Raw genomic sequence first — 19,181 nt, forward strand, 5'->3', positions numbered from 1 at the left:
GCCCCTCTCCGCCACGCCCTTCGGAACACCCCATGGAAAGCACCACGCCATCCACCCCCGATGCCGAAGCGCCGCTGGTCCGGCTGCGCAACGTCGGCAAGCGCTTCGCCAACGGCACGCTCGCGCTGCAGGGCATGTCGCTCGACATCGGCGCGCACGACTTCATCAGCTTCCTCGGCCCCTCGGGCTGCGGCAAGAGCACGGCGCTGCGGCTGATCGCGGGCCTCACGCGCGCCAGCAGCGGCGAGATGGCCTGGACCGGCGGCGCCGCGGCGCGCACCGACCGCGACCTGGGCTTCGTGTTCCAGGAGCCCACGCTGATGCCCTGGGCCAAGGTGTTCGACAACGTCTGGCTGCCGCTCAAGCTCGCGGGCATGAAGCGCGACGCCGCCGCGCCCGTGGTGCAGCAGGTGCTCGAGATGGTCGGGCTCTCGCGCTTCGCCGACGTCTATCCGCGCGAGCTCTCGGGCGGCATGAAGATGCGGGTGTCGATCGCGCGCGCGCTGGTCACGCACCCGCGCCTCTTGCTGATGGACGAGCCCTTCGCCGCGCTCGACGAGATGACGCGCATCAAGCTCAACAACGACCTGCTCGCGATCTGGCGCGAGCACCGCTTCTCGGTGGTGTTCGTCACGCACAGCGTCTACGAGTCGGTCTACCTCTCGAACCGCATCGTGGTGATGGCCGCGCGCCCGGGCCGCGTGATCGACGAGATCCGCATCGACGAGCCCTACCCGCGCGGCGAGTCCTTCCGCACCTCGAGCCGCTACAACGCGCACTGCACCGCGGTGTCCCAATCCCTGCATGGAGCCCTGCATGGCGTCGACATCGATCACTGAGCCCGCGGTCACCGCCCTGCACGACGACGACCTCGCCACGCCCTCGGCCGATGCCCAGCGCGCCCACGAGGATCGGCAGCGCCGACGCGAATCGCTGCTGCGCATCGTGGTGCCCGCGGTGGTGGTCGGCGCGCTGCTGCTGCTGTGGGAATGGACCGTGCGCGCCAACAACATCCCGCACTACATCCTGCCCGCGCCCTCGCTGATCCTGAAGACGCTGTTCGACAACTGGGAGTCGCTCTCGAGCGCGCTGTGGTTCACCGTGCGGCTCACGCTGCTCGCGCTGGCCGCGGCCATCGTCGGCGGCGTGCTGCTGGCCATCGCCTTCGCGCTGTTCAAGTGGGTGGAGATCGGGCTGTTCCCGATCGCGGTGATCCTGCAGGTCACGCCGATCATCGCGATCGCGCCGCTGATCCTGATCTACGTCTCGAGCACCACCGCGGCACTGCTGCTGTGCGCCTGGATCGTGGCCTTCTTCCCGATCCTGTCGAACACGGTGGTGGGCCTCAAGAGCGCCGACAGCAACCTGCGCGACCTGTTCCAGCTCTACAAGGCCTCGCCCTGGCAGACCTTCCGCTACCTGCTCGCGCCGAGCGCGCTGCCCTACTTCATGGCGGGCCTGAAGATCGCGGGCGGCCTGAGCCTGATCGGCGCGGTGGTGGCCGAGTTCACCGCGGGCACGGCCGGCAAGGAAACCGGGCTGGCCTCGCGCATCCTCGAGTCGAGCTTCCGCACCGAGATCCCGATGATGTTCGCGGCGCTGCTGCTGGTGTCGCTGCTCGGGATCGTGATCTTCATCGTCTTCGCCGCGCTCTCGCGCCTGGTGCTGGGCCACTGGCATGAAAGCGAAATGCGCCGTGAACGCTAGGACCTCGCTCGCCCCGGCCATCGACTGGGACGCGGTGCGCCGCGACCTCGCGGGCCTGAACCTGGTCACCGCGCCGGGCCAGCGCAAGCAGCTGTCGAAGGACTTCTTCTGGTACAGCCCGATCCTCACGGCGCAGCTCTCGGGCTGCGTGGCCGAGCTGGTCGTGAAGGTCGGCACCGAGGACGACGTGCGCCAGGTCTGCGCCACCGCCGCCAAGTGGAAGCTGCCGCTCACGGTGCGCGCGGGCGGCACCGGCAACTACGGCCAGTGCGTGCCGCTCGAGGGCGGGCTGGTGATGGACGTGACGCAGCTGTGCCGCGTGCTCGACATCGGCGACGGCCGCATGCGGGTGGAGGCCGGCGCGCGCATGCACGACATCGACCTGGCCGCGCGCGAGACCGGCCAGGCGCTGCGCATGTGGCCCTCGACCTGGCACGTGGCCAGCATCGGCGGCTTCATCGCGGGCGGCTTCGGCGGCATCGGCTCGTTCCGCCACGGCATCCTGCGCGACCCCGGCAACCTGCTGCGCGCGCGCGTGATGACGGTGGAGCGCGAGCCGCGCGTGATCGAGCTCGCGGGCGACGAGATCCAGCAGGTGCACCATGCCTACGGCACCAACGGCGTGATCCTCGACGTGGAGGTGGCGCTGAGCCCGGCCGTCGACTGGGTGCACTGCACGGTGCTGTTCGAGCGCTACCGCGCGGCGCTGGACTTCGGCATCGCGGCCAGCACGCCCGATCTCGACCTGTTCCTGCTGTCGACCGTGGAGGCGCGCTTCTCGCCCTACTACACGGCGATGGGCGAGCACTTCCCCGCCGACCGGCATGCGGTCTTCACGATGGTCGCGCCCGCGTCGATGGAAGACTTCCGCGCGCTCGCCGCCGCGCACGGCGGCCGCATCGCGCTGGCCGGCACCGAGGCCGAGCTGCTCGCGGCCGGCCTGCCGCCGGCCTACGAATGCGCGTTCAACCACACGACGCTGCAGGCGCTCAAGATGGACCGCGGCTGGACCTACCTGCAGGTGGCCTATGCGCAGCCCTTCGATCCCGCGGTGGTCGAGCGCCACCTCGAGATCTTCGGCGACGAGGTGCTGCAGCACCAGGACTTCGCGCGCGCGGGCGGCGAGGCCGGCACCTTCGGCATCCTGCTGGTGCGCTGGACCGGCGAGGCGCGCCAGTACGAGCTGATCCGCGAGATCGAGTCGCAGGGCGGCTGCAAGATCTTCAACCCGCACGTGGTGACCATCGAGGACGGCGGCATGAAGACCATCGACACGCAGCAGATCGAGTTCAAGAAGCGCAGCGACCCGATGGGCCTGATGAACCCCGGCAAGACGCGCGGCTGGACCGCTGACATGGCCACCGAGGGCTGAAAAGATTTAGGCTTCGCGTCCCGTCCCTTTTCAAAAAACCTCCACAGGAGCACGTCCTCATGCGCATCCCCGCTTTCCGCATCCGCCCGCTCGGCAGTCTGGCCCTCGGCCTGGCGCTGACCGCCGCCGCTTTCGCCGCGCAGGCGCAGGAGAAGGTGGTGTTCGCCACCAACTGGAAGGCGCAGGCCGGCCATGGCGGCTTCTACCAGGCGCTGGTGGACGGCACCTACAAGAAGTACGGCCTCGACGTCGAGATCCAGCAGGGCGGCCCGATGGTCAACAACCGGCCGATGCTGCCGGCCGGCAAGATCGACTTCCTGATGACCGGCAACCTGCTGCAGTCCTTCGACAACGTGAAGAACGGCGTGCCCACGGTGGTGGTCGCGGCCTTCTTCCAGAAGGACCCGCAGGCCATGTTCGCGCACCCGGGCCAGGGCTTCGACACCTTCAAGGACATGACCAAGGCGCCCGTGGCCTTCATCGGCAAGGACGGCCAGTTCAGCTTCTGGCAGTGGATGAAGTCGGAGCACGGCTTCAAGGATTCGCAGCTCAAGCCCTACACCTTCAACGTGGGTCCGTTCCTGGCCGACAAGAAGTCGATCCAGCAGGGCTACGCGATCTCCGAGCCGCTGTCGATCAAGGCCCAGGCCGGCTTCGACCCGGTGGTGCAGCTGCTGGCCGACAACGGCTTCTCGACCTACTCGACCACCATCGAGACGCGCGCCGACCTCGTGAAGACCAAGCCCGAGACGGTGCGCAAGTTCGTCGAGGCCTCGATCATCGGCTGGAACAACTACCTCTACGGCGACAACAAGGCCGCCAACGAGCTGATCGCCAAGACCAACCCCGACTCGCCCGTGGCCGCGCTGCAGGGCTCGATCGAGCTCATGAAGAAGATGGGCATCGTCGACAGCGGCGAGTCGCTGACCAAGGGCATCGGCGCGATGGACGAGGCGCGCGTGAAGGACTTCTACGACAAGATGGTCAAGGCCGGCCTCTACAAGCCTGGCGAGGTCGACCTGTCGAAGGTGGTCACGACCCAGTTCGTGAACAAGGGCGTGGGCCTGGACGTGCGCAAGAAGCTCACGGGCAAGTAAGCCGCGACCAGGGATCCGATCCACGACCACACCGATTTCTCCGCGGGCCGCGCGGTGCTTGCGCCGGGGTCAGATGCCGGTGCCTGGGATGCCATAAGGCACCGTGCGGCTCTTCATTCGCTGGGCTCTGACCCCGTATCGCCGCTGCGTCGGCGAACCGGCCCTCTCATGAAAACGCTCGTCGTTCATTGCCATCCGAACCCTGACAGCTTCAACCACGCGCTCTACCGCACGGCGCTCGCCGCCCTCGAACCCCGCCACCAGGTCCGGGCCATCGACCTGTACGCCGAGGGCTTCGACCCGACGCTGACCCGCGAGGAACGCATCGCGTACCTCGACAACACCCAATTGATCCGCGAACGCGTGCAACCCCACGTCGAAGCGCTGCTGTGGGCCGAGCACCTGGTGTTCGTCTACCCCACCTGGTTCCACGGACCGCCCTCGATGCTCAAGGGCTGGCTGGAGCGGGTGTGGCTGCCCGGCGTGGCCTTCCTGCCGGCCGAGCGCAAGGGCCAGGCCGCGCGCTCGGGCATGCGCCACATCCAGCGCCTCACGGTGGTCACCACGGGCGGCTCGCCGCGCTGGTTCGTGATGATCATCGGCGACCCCGGGCGGCGGCTGTTCACGCGCGCGCTGCGCGCCCTGTTCGCCTGGCGCTGCAAGGTGACCTGGCTGCAGCTGCACGACATGAACGCCGTGACCGCGCTCGACCGCACGCGCTTCATCGAGCGCGTGGCGCGCAAGCTGCAAACGCTGTGACCACGACCCCAACGATCCGGGAGAAAACACCATGAGCCTCGAACGCACGCTCACCGTCCGCGTGACGCGCATCGCGCGCCAGACGCCCGAAATCCTGGCCTTCGAGCTGGCCCATCCCTGGGGCCGCGCGCTGCCCGGTTACGAGGCCGGCGCGCACATCGACGTGCACATGCCCGGCGGCTTCTCGCGCCAGTACTCGCTGGCGCGCGCGCCCTCGGCGGGCGCCGTCTCGTCCTACCTGATCGGCGTGAAGCGCGAGGCCGCGAGCCGCGGCGGCTCGGCCTCGATGCACGAGCGCGTGCGCGAGGGCGACCTGCTGCCGATCAGCACGCCGCGCAACACCTTCCCGCTGCAGGCGCGGGCGCGCCATCACCTGCTGCTGGCCGGCGGCATCGGCATGACGCCGCTGCTGGCGATGGCGCAGGCGCTGGCCGCGCGCGGCGAGGGCTTCACGCTGTGCGTGTTCGCGCGCGCCGAGGAGCACCTGGCCTTCGCCGAGGCGCTGCGCGATCCGGCGCTGGCACCGCACGTGCGGCTGCACCTCGACCAGGGCGACGCCTCGCAGCGCATCGACCTGCGCGCGCTGCTGGCCGCGCATGCCGGTGCCGCGCATCTCTATGTCTGCGGCCCCGGCGGCTTCATGCAGGCGGTGCGCGACGCGGCCGCCGCCGCGCGGTGGCCCGAGGACGCGATCCACGCCGAGTACTTCGCCGCGCCCACCGATGCCGCCGCCACCGCGGGCCAGCCCTTCGTGCTGCGGCTCGCGCAGCGCGGCATCGTGGTGCCGGTGGCGGCCGACCAGACCGCCGTCGACGCACTGCACGAGGTCGGCATCGACATCCCGGTGTCCTGCGAGCAGGGCCTGTGCGGCACCTGCGTGGTCGGCGCCGAAGGCGAGGGCGCCGAGCACCGCGACTTCTGCCTCACGGGCAGCGAGCGGCGCCACAAGGTGGCGCTGTGCTGCTCGCGCGCCAAGGGGGCCGAGCTGGTGGTGCAGCTCTGAGACCGCGCATGGCCAGGACCACCGCCGTCGACACCGCCGAGGACGCCGAGGGCCCCGCCACGCGCGGGCGCTCGCGCAAGTACGCGCAGGTGCTCGGCGTGATCAACCAGGCCGCGATCGAGGTGTTCGCGAGCGAGGGCCTGGCCGGCGCCTCGACGCAGGCGATCGCCGACAAGGCCGGGCTCTCGAAGGCGCAGCTGCATTACTACATCGACAGCAAGGAGGCGCTGTACCGGCAGATCCTGCAGGACATCCTCACCGACTGGATCGTGGTCTTCGGCTTCGACGACGAGGCCCTGGGCCCGCGCAAGGTGCTCGGCGACCTGATCCGCCGCAAGATGGCGTTCTCGTTCGAGCACCCGCTGCGCTCGCGCATCTTCACGGCCGAGATGCTGCGCGGCGCGCCGGTGCTCAACCCCCTGATGGACACGAGCAAGCAACGCACCGACCAGGCCGCCGCCGTGATCCGCAACTGGATGGACCAGGGCCTGATGGACGAATCCGACCCGATGCTGGTGCTGTTCCACATCTGGGCCGTGACGCAGTTCTATGCCGACCACGCGACCCAGGCTGCGTACTTCCGCAACACCGCGCAGCACGGCGACGCGCAGGACCGCGATTACCTGGTCGAACAGGTGACGGCGTTCCTGTTCAAGGGCGCGGGCGTCAGGTAGCGCGCACCGGCAGGTACATGGTGGCCTCGACCTCCACCAGCACCTCGTCGCCCGGCAGGAAGCGCGACACCTCCACCACCGTGCTGACCGGCGGCTCCCCCGGGTAGAACAAACCGCGCACGCGGTTGTAGAAGGCGTAGTGCGGCAGGTGGCGGAAGTACTGCACCAGCTTCACCACGTCCTCCATGGTGCCGCCGTGCTCCGCCGCGATCTGGCGGATGCGCTCCAGCACGAACCAGCTCTGCGCCACGATCGGCGCCTCGAACACGTCGACCGACATCTGGCCGGTGGCGTAGCCCAGGCCCTGCAGCGCGCTGCGCCCGGCCTCGGGAATGGCGTCGTAGCCGGTGACCGCGCGGCGCGTGGCCGGGTCGACGGCTACGACGCCGCTCATGTAGACGAAATCGCCGACGCGCTTGGCGGCGGCATAGTTGGCCATCGGCTTGCCCATGCTCATGCGGTGTGCTCCAGGATCCGGCCCGCGCGGATGACGCTGCGGCGGCGGCCGCGCGGGTCGATGAGTTCGTGTTCGTCGGTGGCGGCCAGCACCACCAGGTCGGCCGGACAACCCGCGGCGATGCGACCGTCCCAGGCCAGCCCGAGCGCGCGCGCCGGCGCGAGCGTGATGCTGTCGATCCAGTCGAGCGCCGGCGCGAGGTGCGCCACCTGCACGCCGAGGCCGAAGGTCTCGACGAGGTCGTAGCTGCCGTAGGGATAGAAGGCGTCCTGCACGTTGTCCGTTGCCAGGCTCGCACGCAAGCCGCGTGCCGCGGCCTCGCGGATGCGCGTGATGCCGCGCGGCACCGGCGTGCGGTCCCAGGCGCCCTGCAGGTAGAGGTTGGTGGTGGGCAGCGCGACCAGGTGCAGGCCCGCGCCCGCGCACAGCGCCAGGGTTTCGTGCGCCACGGCATCGTCCTGCACCGAGAGCGAGCAGGCATGGCCGCAGACCACGCGGCCCTCGAAGCCGCGCGCACGCACCAGCTGCGCGATGGCGCGCAGGCCGCTGGCGTCGGCATCGAGGCCCTCGTCGACATGGAAGTCGAGCGACAGCCCGTGCTTGTGCGCGAGCTCGAACACGCGGTCGAGCTTGGGCAGCAGGGCCTCGTTGCGGTAGACGAAGGCGCCGAGCGCGCCGCCCGCGCGCGCCACCTCGCGCGCGATGCGCTCGCCGGCCTCGGCATCGGCGAACAGGTCGAGCGGCGTGAGCGAGACGAACTGCAGCTCGACGCGGCCGCGCCAGGCCTCGCGCAGCGATTCGAACACCGCGAGCGAGACCGGCGCCTCGGGCTGCACCCAGTCGAGGTGGGTGCGCAGCGCGCGCGTGCCGCTGCGCCAGGCGTCCTCGAGCGCGCGTTCCATGCGCGGGCGCAGCGAGTCGGCGGTCCAGCCGGCGCGGTGGCCGTTCATGCGCTCGATGGCCGCGAACAGGTTGCCCTGCGCCGCGCCCACTTCCTGCACGGTGTAGTTCTTGTCGATGTGCGCATGCGCGTCGACGCAGGCGCTCAGCACGATGCCGCGCGCCACCTCTTGCTGCGCGCTCGGCGCGACCGAGGCCACGCGGTCGCCGTCCAGCACCAGATCGAACAGCTCGGCCTCCGACGCGAAGCCGCGCAGCGGCTTCGGGATGCGCAGCGCCTCGAGCTTCACTGCGCCTCGCGCCACGCGCGCAGCCAGCCCAGCCCGGCCGAGGTGCCGCCGGGTTCGCTGCCGCGCCGCGGCCGGTATTCGCAGCCGACCCAGCCCTGCCAGCCGGTCTGCGCCGACACCTCGTCGATCACCTGGAACAGGTAGGGATAGTTCTGCTCGCCGATGTCGGGCTCGTGGCGCTCGGGCACGCCGGCGATCTGGATGTGGCCGACGCGGCCGGTGGGCAGGTACTGGCGGATCTTCATCGCGACGTCGCCCTCGACGATCTGGCAGTGGTAGAGGTCCATCTGCACCTTGAGGTTCGGCGCGCCGATGCTCTCGACGATGGCGTGCGCATGGTCCTGGCGGTTGAGGAAGAAGCGCGGGATGTCGCGCGTGTTGATCGGCTCGATCAGCACGTCGCGCCCGGCCTTGGCGGCCTCCTCGGCGGCCCAGCGCAGGTTGTCGACGTACACCTGCTGCACGGCATCGGCCGTGAGGCCCTCGGGCACCAGCCCGGCCATGACGTGGATGCGCGGGCAGTCGAGCGCGACCGCGTAGTCGATGGCTTTTGCAATGCCTTCGCGGAACTCGGCATCGCGCCCCGGCAGGCAGGCCAGGCCGCGTTCGCCGCCCTCCCAATTGCCGGGCGGGCCATTGAAGAGCACCTGTTGCAGGCCGTTGTGCCGGAGGCGCGCGACGATGTCCTCCTTGGAGAAGGCATAGGGGAACAGGTACTCGACGGCCTCGAAGCCGTCCTTCGCGGCGGCATCGAAGCGGTCGAGGAAGTCCAGCTCGGGATAGAGCATCGAGAGGTTGGCGGCGAAGCGTGGCATGGCGTTGTCTCTTTGAAGTTCTGGCGATTGTGGTCTCGAACGAACTTACCAGCGCGCGCCGAAAGTCGCGCGCAGTTCGGCGATCTGTTCGGGCGACAGCGGCGCGGGTGGCGTGGCATGGTCGCGCGTCATAAGGTGGAGCCTGGCGGTCTCCTCGAGTTCCTCGAGCACGGCCATCGCGGCGGCGGGGGTGTCGTGCCATACGTTGGGGCCGAGGCGGTCGAGCATCACGGCGCGGATCGGCACGCCGGCCGCGCCACGCTGCGCGATGGCCTGCGCGACCTCGGCCGCTGCTTCGGGCGCACCCGGGCGGTGGTAGTGGATGCGCGGCACGTGGCCGACCTTCATCACGAAATAGGGCGTAAGGGCGGGCAGCAGTTCGTCGCTGGCTCCGCTCAAGGTGAGCGCGACGCAATGGGAGCTGTGGGTGTGGATCACGCAGGCGGTGTCGACATCGAATGCTCGCGCTGCTTCGTAGATGCGCATGTGCAGTGCGATGGTCTTGCTGGCACGGTCACCGCTGGTCTGTTGCCCCTGCGCATCGAGCCTCGCGAGCCGCGCGGGGTCGAGGAAGCCCAGGCAGGCATCGGTCGGGGTGATGAGGAAACCGCCGTCTTCCAGGCGCACGCTGATGTTGCCGGCCGTGGCGTGGACGTAGCCTCGGTCGAACAGGCTTTTTGCCGTGCGGCAGATCTCTTCTCTTGCTTCTGTTTCGGTCATGGTTTTTTTGGCTTGTTCGGGGCGCGTGCACAGGAAGCGCTGCAGTGATGCCGGCCGATCAGGCGCTGCGCATCTGGCGTGTGTCGATGGGGTACTCCCCGCAGCGAAATAAAGGAGGAGCCGAAGGCGGGGGACATTCGCGGAGGGGAGTACCCCATCGGCGCACGCCCGCCCCGACCTGTCAACACCCCAAGGCATCACCCCAACACCGCAAACGCCTTGGTAAAGAAATCATCCCCCCCGAAGTTCCCCGACTTCAAGGCGATATGCACCCCAGTGTCAGGCGCCAACGAGGAACGCGCATGACACCATGGCACCCCCGGATCGATCTGCGGCCCGATCTGCATCTGCGCGATGCCGAGCGCCTGCACGCAGGCACCGGAGGTTTCGCCGCCCGCCACCACGAGCTGGCGCACACCGTGCTCGACCAGCCCGCGCGCGATCGCGGCGATGGTGCGCTCGACCATCGCGCCGGCCTCTTCCACGCCCAGTTGGCCTTGCACCGACTTCACGGCACCGGCTTCGGCCGTGGAGTAGACGAGCACCGGCCCCCTGTCGATCAGCGGCGCGGCCCAAGCCAACGCCTCCGCCGCGACATCGACACCGGCCGCGATGCGCAGAGGATCGATGGCCAATGCCGCGCCGCCACGGCCGATGAAGTCGAGCACCTGCCGGTTGGTGGCCAGCGAGCAGCTGCCCGACACCACCGCCGTGCGGCCGCCGGCCTTCGGCAGCGCGCTGGCCTGCGAGGAGGGTGCGAGCCCGAAATTGGCCGGCAGGCCGATGGCCACGCCCGAGCCCGCGGTGACCAGCGGCAGCTTCGCGAGTGCCGGGCCCATGCGCAGCAGGTCGTCGTTCGACACCGCGTCGACGATCGCGATCGACACGCCCTCGGCCTTCAGCTGCGCGATGCGCGCTTCGATCGCTTCCGCGCCGCGCGCCACCACCGCGTGATCGATCAACCCCACCTTGCGCCCGCACTGCGCCTGCAGCACCCGCACCAGGTTCGGGTCGGTCATCGGCGTCAACGGATGGTTCTGCATGCCGCTCTCGTTGAGCAGCACCTCGCCCGCGAACAGGTAGCCCTTGAACACCGTGCGCTTGTTGTCGGGGAAGGCCGGCGTGGCGATGGTGAAGTCGCAGCCCAGCGCCTCCATCAGCGCCTCGGTCACCGGGCCGATGTTGCCCTGCGGCGTGCTGTCGAAGGTCGAGCAGTACTTGAAGTAGATCTGTTGCGCGCCCTGCGCCTGCAGCCAGCGCAGCGCCTCGAGCGACTGCGCGATGGCCTCGGCCGGCGCGATGGTGCGAGACTTGAGCGCCACCACCACCGCATCCACGTCGGCCGCCAGCGGCCCCGCGGGCACGCCGATCGTCTGCACCACGCGCATGCCCGCGCGCACCAGGTTGTTGGCGAGATCGGTGGCGCCGGTAAAATCGTCGGCGATGCAGCCGAGCAGCAGCTTCGCCATGGCTCAGCCCTTCACCGCGAGCTTCACGGCCTGCGGGTTCTCGCGCACGTAGTCGCGCAGGATCGCGTCGAAGCTGGCATCGGCCTTCAGGCCCAGCGCCTCGGCACGCGCCGCATGCACGCGGCTGGGCCAGCTCGTGACGATCTTCGCGATCGCCGCGTCGGGTTCCCAGTCGATCAGGCTCGTCGCCTCGGTGCCCGCGATGCGCTCGAGCGCCTGCGCCATCTCGCGCACGGTGGTGGTCAGCGCGGGCAGGTTGACCGCCGTGCGCGCGCCCCACTCGGCGCCGCTGGCCGTGGCCGCGCGCACGATGCCCGCGATGGTGTTGCCGGGCGAGGCCAGCGCCACCGGCGTGTCGGGCGCGACCGGGCAGCGCGCGCGTTCGCCCGCGAGCGGTTCACGCAGCATGCCGCTGAGGAAGCTCGAGGCCGCGCCGTTGGGCCGGCCCGGACGCACCGACACCGTCATCAGCCGCACGTTGCGGCCCTGCACGAAGCCCTTGCGCGTGAAGTCGGCCACCAGTTGCTCGCCGACGAACTTCTGGATGCCGTAGCTGTTCTGCGGCGTGGGCAGCGTCGTGTCCTCGATCAACGCCGGCAGCCGCTGCTCGGGCGAATCGCCGAACACCGCGACCGAACTCGAGAACACGAACACCGGCGCATGGCCGGCGCGGCGCGCGGCCTCGAGCAGCGCGCGCGTGGTGTCGAGGTTGCTGCGCATGCCGAGGTCGAAGTCGGCCTCGCATTCGCCGCTGACGGCGGCGGCCAAGTGGAACACGAGCTGGCTGCTGGCGATCGGCAGCGCGCCGCTTTGCGCCTGCTCGAGCAGGTCGCCCTGCAGGAACTGCACGCGCGCGTCGGCCGCGAGGTCGGCCGGCGGCGCCACGCGGTCGGCCAGCACGATGCGTTCGATGGGCTGCGGCGCGGCGCCGGCCAGCGCCAGCGGTCCCTGGGCGAGCAGCGTGCGAGCGAGGCGCGCGCCGAGGAAGCCGCAGCCGCCGGTGATGAGGATGTTCATGGTCGTCATTCTGGAGTGGATGTCGGGGCAGGCAGCGTGATGCCCGGGAAGATCTTGATCACCGCGCTGTCGTCCTCGCGCGCATGGCCCGCGGTCGAGGCCTGCATGAACATCTGGTGCGCCGTGGACGACAGCGGCAGCGGAAACTTGCTGCCGCGCGCCACGTCGAGCACCAGGCCCAGGTCCTTCACGAAGATGTCGACCGCCGACAGCGGCGTGTAGTCGCCCGCGAGCACGTGCGCCATGCGGTTCTCGAACATCCAGCTGTTGCCCGCGCTGTGGGTGATGACCTCGTAGAGCGCGGCCGGGTCCACGCCCTCGCGCAGGCCCAGCGCCATGGCCTCGGCCGCGGCCGCGATGTGCACGCCGGCCAGCAGCTGGTTGATGACCTTCACCTTGCTGCCCGCGCCCGCGCTGTCGCCGAGCCGGTAGACCTTGGCGGCCATCGCGTCGAGCACGCCGCCGGCCTTTTCGTAGGCCGCGGGCGTGCCGGCGGTCATCATCGTCATCTGGCCGTTCGCGGCCTTGGCGGCGCCGCCCGAGATCGGCGCGTCGAGGTAGAGCAGGCCGAGCTTCTTGAGCCGCGCCTCGAGCGCCACCGACCAGTTCGGGTCGACGGTCGAGCACATCACGAACAGGCTGCCGGGCTTCATCGAGGCCGCGCAGCCCGGCGTGTCGCCGTCGCCGAACAGCACCGTCTCGGTCTGCTGCGCGTTCACGACGACCGAGATCACGATGTCGCTGGCGGCGCCGAGCGCGGCCAGCGTGTCGCAGGCGGTGCCGCCGTCGCGCGCGAAGGCCTGCGCGGCCTCGCGGCGCAGGTCGAACACGTGCGGCGCATGGCCCGCGCGGCGCAGCGACCGCGCCATGCCGGCGCCCATGGCGCCGAGGCCCACGAGGCCGACGACGGGAGGGGAGGAAGTGGTCATGGAGGAAGGGGCAGGATGATTTGTCAGGTCATCATACAAATTTGAAGCGACTTTGTCTTGCCCGGAATTCCCCCGACCGCCCCCCCGACCGACTCTCAGGAAGCCTTCTTGCGCCGCCCCTTGCCGGCCGCCGCGCTCTCCTGCAGCCCCTCGACCAGCGGCCGCGCGAGCTGCGCGCCCTCCTGCTGCCAGAAGGCCGGGTCGGCCTGCTCGATGCGGCGGATCGCGTTGTCCATGTGGGTCTTGGCGGCCTCGCGCGCGCGCAGCGCATCGCCGGCCTCGATCGCCTCGACGATGCGCGCGTGTTCCTGCGCCACCTCGCGCGCGAAGTCGGCGCGGCGCGCCTCGTTGGCGCGCGTGACGCGGGTGGCGCCATGCAGGAACTGCCGCAGGTACTGCAGGGTGCCGATCAGGAACGGGTTGCGCGCGGCCTCGGCGATGGCGCGATGGAAGCGCACGTCCTCCTCGGCGCCGTTGCCGCCGACGGCCACTGCCGCATGCAGCGCCGCGATCGCGTCGCGGATGCGGCGCACGTCCTCGTCGGTGCGGCGCTCGGCCGCCAGGGCCGCCACCTCGGCCTCGAGCGCACGGCGCAGCTCGACCATCTGGATCACCGCCTCGCGCGAGGCCACGTGCGGCAGTTCGAAGCGCAGCGGCTCGACCCCGGCCGCGCGCACATAGACGCCGCTGCCCTGGCGCGAATCGACCAGCCCGAGCGACTTGAGCCGCGACACCGCCTCGCGCACCACCGTGCGGCTGACGCCGAACTGCTCGGCCAGCGCGGACTCGGTCGGCAGCCGGTCGCCCTCGGACAAGCGCCCGCTGCGCACCTCGGCCGCCAGCGCATCGGCCACCTGGTCGGCCAGGCGGACGGCGGGGGCGAGCGATTGGAAGCGGGCGGTCATGAATGGGCTGCGACTCTAACGCAGGCCCTTGCAACGCCTCCTAGGCGCGTTCGACCGCCGGCCGCGCGTTGAGCCACAGCAGCGTCAGCGCGAACGCCAGCAGCGGCAGCATCGCGAGATTGATCGCGGTCCACCCCACGCCCGCGAGCAGCGCGCCCGAGCCGAAGGACATCAGCACGGCCGTGGTGCCGTTGCTCAGTTCCATCAGCGCCTGCGCCGGGCCGCGCTCGTGCTCGGCATGGGCTTCGGCCAGCAGCGTGGTGCCGGCGATCAGCATCAGGTTCCAGCCCAGGCCCAGCAGCAGCGAGCTCGCGAGGAAGTGCGCGAAGTCCTGGCCCGAGAGCGCGACCGCGGCGCTGGTCGCGAGGATCGCCGAGCCCAGCATCGCGACGCGGCGACTGCCCCAGCGGTCGACCAGCGCGCCGGCGAAGAAGGCCGGCGCGAACATGCCGAGCACATGCCACTGGATCACCTGCGCGGCCGCGGCGGCGGAGAAGCCGCAGAAGTCCATCGCGAGCGGGGTCGCGTTCATCGCCAGCACCATGAGGCCGTGGCCGATGGCGGTCATGAGGATGGCGGCGCGCAGCATCGGCCGCGCGAGCAGCACGCGCATCTGGGCCCAGCCGCGCGCCACGGCCGGCGGCGCCGCGCCCTCGCGCAAGCGCGACATGGCGGCCACGCCGCACAGCGCGAGCACCGCGATCGCGAGGTAGGCGCCCGCGAAGGGCACGGGCAGCGCATTGCGAGTCCAGACCGCGATGGCGGGCGCGAACACCGCTGCGCAGACACCGCCGCCGACCACCAGCGCGGCGGCGCGGCCCTTGTGGCGCGGCTCGACGGCCTCGAGCGCGGCATATCGGTAGAAGCCGGCCGAGGCCTGGTAGCCGCCGATGCAGGCGGCGCCGAGGCAGAACAGCGCGAAGCTGCCGAGCCCCAGGCCCGTGGCGCAGACCAGCCCGCCCACCACGCCGAGCAGCGCGCCGCCCATCAGGCCGTGGCGGCGGCCGCGCCGCTGCATGAACATCGACAGCGGCGACACGGCCGCGAGGTTGCCGAGCACCAGCAGCGCGAGCGGCAGGGTGGCCAGCGCGGGCCAGGGCGCGAGCCGCAGGCCCGCGACCGAGGTCAGCGTGATGCCGATGATGGAGCACGACCAGTAGAGCGCCTGGCCGAGGAACAGCAGGCGGATCGCGGGATTGCGCAGCAACTGCATCGCTCAGCCCCCGGCGCCGAAGCGCTGCACGAAGGCCTGCGGGCTCACGGCGAGGTGCTTGTGGAAGCTGCGCCGCAGCGTCTCGGGATGGCCGAAGCCGCACAGCCGCGCGACCGTCGACACCGAGGTCTGCGCATGGGCCAGCAAGGCCGAGGCGGCCTCGACGCGCACCCGCTCGACGTAGTGGCCGGGCGTCATGCCGAGCTCGCGCCGGAACACGCGGCTCAGGGTGCGCGGCGGCATGCAGGCGCGCTCGGCCAGCGCCTCGAGCGAGAGGTCGCCCGCGAGCTGGCCCGGGATCCATTCGAGCAGCGACGACAGCCGCGGCGCATGCGTGGCCTCGGGCGCGAGGAAGCGGCTGAACTGCGCCTGCCCGCCGGGCCGGCGCAGGAACATCACGAGCCGGCGCGCCACCGCCAGCGCGATCGCGCGGCCGAGGTCGTGCTCGACCAGCGCCAGCGCGAGGTCGATGCCGGTGGTGACGCCGGCCGAGGTGAAGACATGGCCGTCGCCCTCGCGCCCGCTCGGGTCGTAGGTGTGGAGCCGGTCGGCCGCCACCTCGACCGCGGGATGACGCGTGCGCAGCGCCTCGACGCTGTCCCAGTGGGTGGTGGCGAGGCGGCCATCGAGCAAGCCGGCCTGCGCGAGGATCAGCGCGCCCGAGCAGACCGAGCCGAGCCGGCGCACGCGCGGCTCGGCGCGCCGCAGCCAGGCCAGCAGGGCCTCGTTGCTCAGCTGGTCCTCGGCGCCCCAGCCGCCGGGCACGAGCACGGTGTCGAAGCGCGCCGGGTCCTCATCCTCGCGCGCGGCCTCGGCCAGCAGCGAGAAGCCGGCCGAGCATGCCACCGGCCCCACCGCGTCGGCCAGCAGGTGCAGCGAGTAGCCGGCGGGACGGCCCTGGCGCTGCAGCTCGACGTTGGCCGAGGCGAACACCTGCAGCGGACCGGTGACGTCCAGCACCTGGACATCGGGGTAGATCGTGCAGGCGATGGCGCGCGGTGTTTGCATGCGGGCAGTGTCATGCGCGCCGCGATTGGCCGCAACGACAACGACCCCACGGATCCGGCCACTTTCGGCGTGGCCGGCCGGTGCGGCGGGTCAGCCCAGCGCGTGCCGCGCGGCCTTCGCGATGCTCTGCGCGTCGACGCCGAAGAAGCCGCGCAGGGCGGCGCGCGTGTCGCTGCGCCCGAAACCGTCGGTGCCCAGCGTGAGGTAGCGGCGACCCGCGGGCAGGAAGGCGCGGATGCTCTCGGGCACGGCGCGCACGTAGTCGGTGGCGGCGACGATCGGCGCCTTGCCCTGGCCGAGCTGGCGCGCGACGAAGGACTCTCCGGCGTCCTCGCCCGAGATCGCGCGCTGCTCGCAGGCCAGGCCGTCGCGCGCGAGCTCGCTCCAGCTCGTGACGCTGAACACCTCGGCCTCGATGCCCTCGTCGGCCAGCAGCTGCGCGGCCTTCACGACCTCGGTGAGGATCGCGCCCGAGCCCAGCAAGGTGACCTTCTTCTTCGCCTTGCCCGCTGCCGGCGCGTAGGTGCCGAAGCGGTAGCAGCCGCGCAGGATGTCGCCTTCCGCACCGGCCGGCACGTCGGGCTGCGCGTAGTTCTCGTTCATCAGCGTGACGTAATAGAACACGTCCTGCTGCTCGACCATCATCTCGCGGATGCCCGCGTCGACGATCACCGCCATCTCGCCCGCGTAGGCCGGGTCGTAGGCCTTGCAGTTGGGAATGGTGGCGGCCACGAGGTGGCTGCTGCCGTCCTGGTGCTGCAGTCCCTCGCCGCCGAGCGTGGTGCGGCCCGAGGTGGCGCCGAGCAGGAAGCCGCGCGCGCGCTGGTCGGCCGCGGCCCAGATCGCGTCGCCCACGCGCTGGAAGCCGAACATCGAGTAGTAGATGTAGAACGGCAGCATCGCCAGGCCGTGCACGCTGTAGCTGGTGGCCGCGGCGGTCCAGCTCGCGATGGCGCCGGCCTCGCTGATGCCTTCCTCGAGGATCTGGCCGTCGGTGGCCTCGCGGTAGCTGAGCACCGAGCCGATATCCTCGGGCGCGTAGCGCTGGCCCACGCTCGAATAGATGCCGACCTGCTTGAACAGGTTCGCCATGCCGAAGGTGCGCGCCTCGTCGGCCACGATCGGCACGATGCGCGGGCCCAGCGCCTTGTCCTTGAGCAGGTTGCCCAGCAGGCGCACGAAGGCCATGGTGGTGCTCATCTCCTTGCCAGCGGCCGCGACCGCGAACTGCGCGTAGTTCGCGATGTCGGGCTTGGCCACCGCTTCGCAGGCGGTCTCGCGGCGCGGCATGGCGCCGCCGAGCGCCTCGCGGTGCTGGCGCAGGTAGCGCATCTCGGCGCTGTCCTCGGCCGGGCGGTAGAAGTCCATGGCGGCGGCCTGCGCGTCGCTCAGCGGCAGGTCGAAGCGGTCGCGGAACTCGATCAGGTCGACCTCGCCCATCTTCTTGTGCGAGTGCGTGGTCATCTTGCCCTGGGCCGCGCTGCCCATGCCGTAGCCCTTCTTGGTGTGGGCCAGGATCACGGTGGGCCGGCCCTTGTGGGCGGCCGCCGCGGCATAGGCGGCATGGATCTTCACGAGGTCGTGCCCACCGCGCTTGAGGCGGTCGATCTGCTCGTCGGTCATGCCCTCGGCCAGGCGCGCGAGCTCGGGGTTCTGGCCGAAGAAGTTGTCGCGGTTGAAGCGGCCGTCCTTGGCCGCGAAGGTCTGCATCTGGCCATCGACGGTGGCGGCGAAGGCGCGCGCCAGCGCACCGCTGGTGTCGCGCGCGAACAGGCCGTCCCAGTCGCTGCCCCAGACCAGCTTGATGACGTTCCAGCCGGCGCCCGCGAACAGCTTCTCGAGCTCGTCGATGATGCGGCCGTTGCCGCGCACCGGGCCGTCGAGCCGCTGCAGGTTGCAGTTGACCACCCACACGAGGTTGTCGAGCTTCTCGCGCGCGGCCAGGGTCAGCGCGCTCATCGATTCGGGCTCGTCCATCTCGCCGTCGCCGAACACGCCCCAGACCTTGCGGCCCTCGCAGTTCAGCAGGTTGCGGTGCGAGAGGTAGCGCATGAAGCGCGCGTGGTAGATCGAGCTGATCGGGCCGATCCCCATCGAGCCGGTGGGGAACTGCCAGAAGTCCGGCATCAGGTAGGGATGCGGATAGCTGCACAGGCCGCGCGCGCCGCTGCCGTCGACGAAGGCGGGCGCGGTGAGTTCCTGGCGGTAGTGCGCGAGGTCGCCTTCGCTCAGGCGCCCCTCGAGGTAGGCGCGCGCATAGACGCCGGGCGCGCTGTGCGGCTGGAAGAACACGAGGTCGCCACCATGGGCGGCGCTGCGCGCATGGAAGAAATGGTTGAAGCCGGTCTCGAACAGGTCGGCCGCGCTCGCATAGCTCGCGATGTGCCCGCCGAGCTCGCCATAGGCCTGGTTGGCCTTGGCCACCATCGCGAGCGCGTTCCAGCGCATCAGCGAGGCCAGCTTCTCCTCGACGGCGAGGTCGCCCGGGAACGGCGGCTGGTCCTCGGCCGCGATGGTGTTGACGTACGGCGTCGACAGCTCCGGCTGCCAGCCGATGCGCTGCTGGCGCGCGAGCCGTGCGAGTTCGTCGAGCATCTGGCGCGCGCGCTGCGGCCCGTGGACCTGCGCCAGCGCGAGGAAGGACTCGCGCCATTCGGCGGTCTCGGCGGGATCGGGGTCGTGCGACAGCGCTGCCTCGTCGAGCAGCAGGGCACGGATCTGGTCGGCGGAAATCGGGGCGTTCATGTCGGCACTTTAAGCCGCCACGAAAAGAATTGGCTACTGCTGCGGCCCGCAACTTGACGGCTCGTCGGCATAAAATTCCGCCAATCCATCAGATCACGGCA

At 70.7% G+C, this 19,181-nt stretch carries 18 protein-coding genes; 7 read left to right on the forward strand and 11 right to left on the reverse strand.

Annotation, left to right across the window (positions count from 1 at the left end):
* The first annotated feature begins 32 nt into the window (after positions 1-32).
* The 7 genes from AC1HIL_RS02845 (at position 33) to AC1HIL_RS02875 (ending at position 6,612) form a co-directional block, all read left to right on the forward strand.
* The gene (locus AC1HIL_RS02845) at positions 33-839 is read left to right on the forward strand and encodes an ABC transporter ATP-binding protein (protein ID WP_057595869.1); all 807 of its coding nucleotides are present in this window, start codon (positions 33-35) and stop codon (positions 837-839) included.
* Complete coding sequence (locus AC1HIL_RS02850) at positions 817-1,707, forward strand: ABC transporter permease (protein ID WP_261209000.1); 891 nt, start codon at positions 817-819, stop codon at positions 1,705-1,707. Before AC1HIL_RS02845 ends, AC1HIL_RS02850 begins: the two co-directional genes overlap by 23 nt.
* Positions 1,679-3,079 (forward strand): FAD-binding oxidoreductase, encoded by a 1,401-nt coding sequence (locus AC1HIL_RS02855; protein ID WP_479671094.1) that lies wholly within the window; start codon positions 1,679-1,681, stop codon positions 3,077-3,079. The genes AC1HIL_RS02850 and AC1HIL_RS02855 overlap by 29 nt, the downstream gene beginning before the upstream one ends.
* Before the next feature lie 59 nt (positions 3,080-3,138).
* Positions 3,139-4,176, forward strand: coding sequence for an ABC transporter substrate-binding protein (locus tag AC1HIL_RS02860; protein WP_057595872.1), 1,038 nt, complete (start codon positions 3,139-3,141; stop codon positions 4,174-4,176).
* 168 nt (positions 4,177-4,344) lie between these two features.
* Entirely contained in the window at positions 4,345-4,935 is a 591-nt protein-coding gene (locus AC1HIL_RS02865; protein ID WP_093351348.1) for an NAD(P)H-dependent oxidoreductase, read from the forward strand.
* A gap of 31 nt (positions 4,936-4,966) precedes the next feature.
* Entirely contained in the window at positions 4,967-5,938 is a 972-nt protein-coding gene (locus AC1HIL_RS02870) for a PDR/VanB family oxidoreductase (protein ID WP_413762026.1), read from the forward strand.
* A gap of 8 nt (positions 5,939-5,946) precedes the next feature.
* Positions 5,947-6,612 (forward strand): TetR family transcriptional regulator C-terminal domain-containing protein, encoded by a 666-nt coding sequence (locus AC1HIL_RS02875; RefSeq protein WP_422099819.1) that lies wholly within the window; start codon positions 5,947-5,949, stop codon positions 6,610-6,612.
* Here AC1HIL_RS02875 and AC1HIL_RS02880 read toward each other — a convergent pair.
* The 11 genes from AC1HIL_RS02880 to mdeB form a co-directional block, all read right to left on the reverse strand.
* Positions 6,605-7,069, reverse strand: a complete 465-nt coding sequence (locus AC1HIL_RS02880; RefSeq protein ID WP_479671095.1) for a RidA family protein — start codon at positions 7,067-7,069, stop codon at positions 6,605-6,607. The two genes, AC1HIL_RS02875 and AC1HIL_RS02880, sit on opposite strands and share 8 nt — an antisense overlap.
* A complete protein-coding gene (locus AC1HIL_RS02885) occupies positions 7,066-8,274 on the reverse strand; it encodes an amidohydrolase family protein (protein ID WP_479671096.1) in 1,209 nt (402 codons plus the stop codon). Before AC1HIL_RS02885 ends, AC1HIL_RS02880 begins: the two co-directional genes overlap by 4 nt.
* On the reverse strand, positions 8,256-9,074 hold the full coding sequence (otnI, locus tag AC1HIL_RS02890) for a 2-oxo-tetronate isomerase (protein WP_479671097.1): 819 nt from the start codon (positions 9,072-9,074) through the stop codon (positions 8,256-8,258). The genes AC1HIL_RS02885 and otnI overlap by 19 nt, the downstream gene beginning before the upstream one ends.
* Positions 9,075-9,119: 45 nt before the next feature.
* Positions 9,120-9,794: a class II aldolase/adducin family protein gene (locus AC1HIL_RS02895; protein WP_422099822.1), complete on the reverse strand. Its 675-nt coding sequence runs from the start codon at positions 9,792-9,794 to the stop codon at positions 9,120-9,122.
* Positions 9,795-9,991: 197 nt separating this feature from the next.
* On the reverse strand, positions 9,992-11,263 hold the full coding sequence (gene otnK, locus AC1HIL_RS02900) for a 3-oxo-tetronate kinase (protein ID WP_479671098.1): 1,272 nt from the start codon (positions 11,261-11,263) through the stop codon (positions 9,992-9,994).
* Positions 11,264-11,266: 3 nt separating this feature from the next.
* Entirely contained in the window at positions 11,267-12,280 is a 1,014-nt protein-coding gene (gene denD / locus AC1HIL_RS02905) for a D-erythronate dehydrogenase (protein WP_296742414.1), read from the reverse strand.
* Positions 12,281-12,285: 5 nt separating this feature from the next.
* The gene (gene ltnD, locus AC1HIL_RS02910) at positions 12,286-13,209 is read right to left on the reverse strand and encodes an L-threonate dehydrogenase (protein ID WP_479671099.1); all 924 of its coding nucleotides are present in this window, start codon (positions 13,207-13,209) and stop codon (positions 12,286-12,288) included.
* Between the two features lie 95 nt (positions 13,210-13,304).
* Complete coding sequence (locus AC1HIL_RS02915; RefSeq protein ID WP_296742417.1) at positions 13,305-14,114, reverse strand: FadR/GntR family transcriptional regulator; 810 nt, start codon at positions 14,112-14,114, stop codon at positions 13,305-13,307.
* A gap of 40 nt (positions 14,115-14,154) precedes the next feature.
* Positions 14,155-15,327, reverse strand: coding sequence for an MFS transporter (locus AC1HIL_RS02920; protein WP_479671100.1), 1,173 nt, complete (start codon positions 15,325-15,327; stop codon positions 14,155-14,157).
* Positions 15,328-15,330: 3 nt separating this feature from the next.
* The gene (locus AC1HIL_RS02925) at positions 15,331-16,335 is read right to left on the reverse strand and encodes a GlxA family transcriptional regulator (RefSeq protein ID WP_479671101.1); all 1,005 of its coding nucleotides are present in this window, start codon (positions 16,333-16,335) and stop codon (positions 15,331-15,333) included.
* 90 nt (positions 16,336-16,425) lie between these two features.
* Entirely contained in the window at positions 16,426-19,080 is a 2,655-nt protein-coding gene (gene mdeB / locus AC1HIL_RS02930; RefSeq protein WP_479671102.1) for an alpha-ketoglutarate dehydrogenase, read from the reverse strand.
* Positions 19,081-19,181: the final 101 nt, after the last annotated feature.

The organism is Variovorax sp. ISS6 (assembly GCF_056523145.1).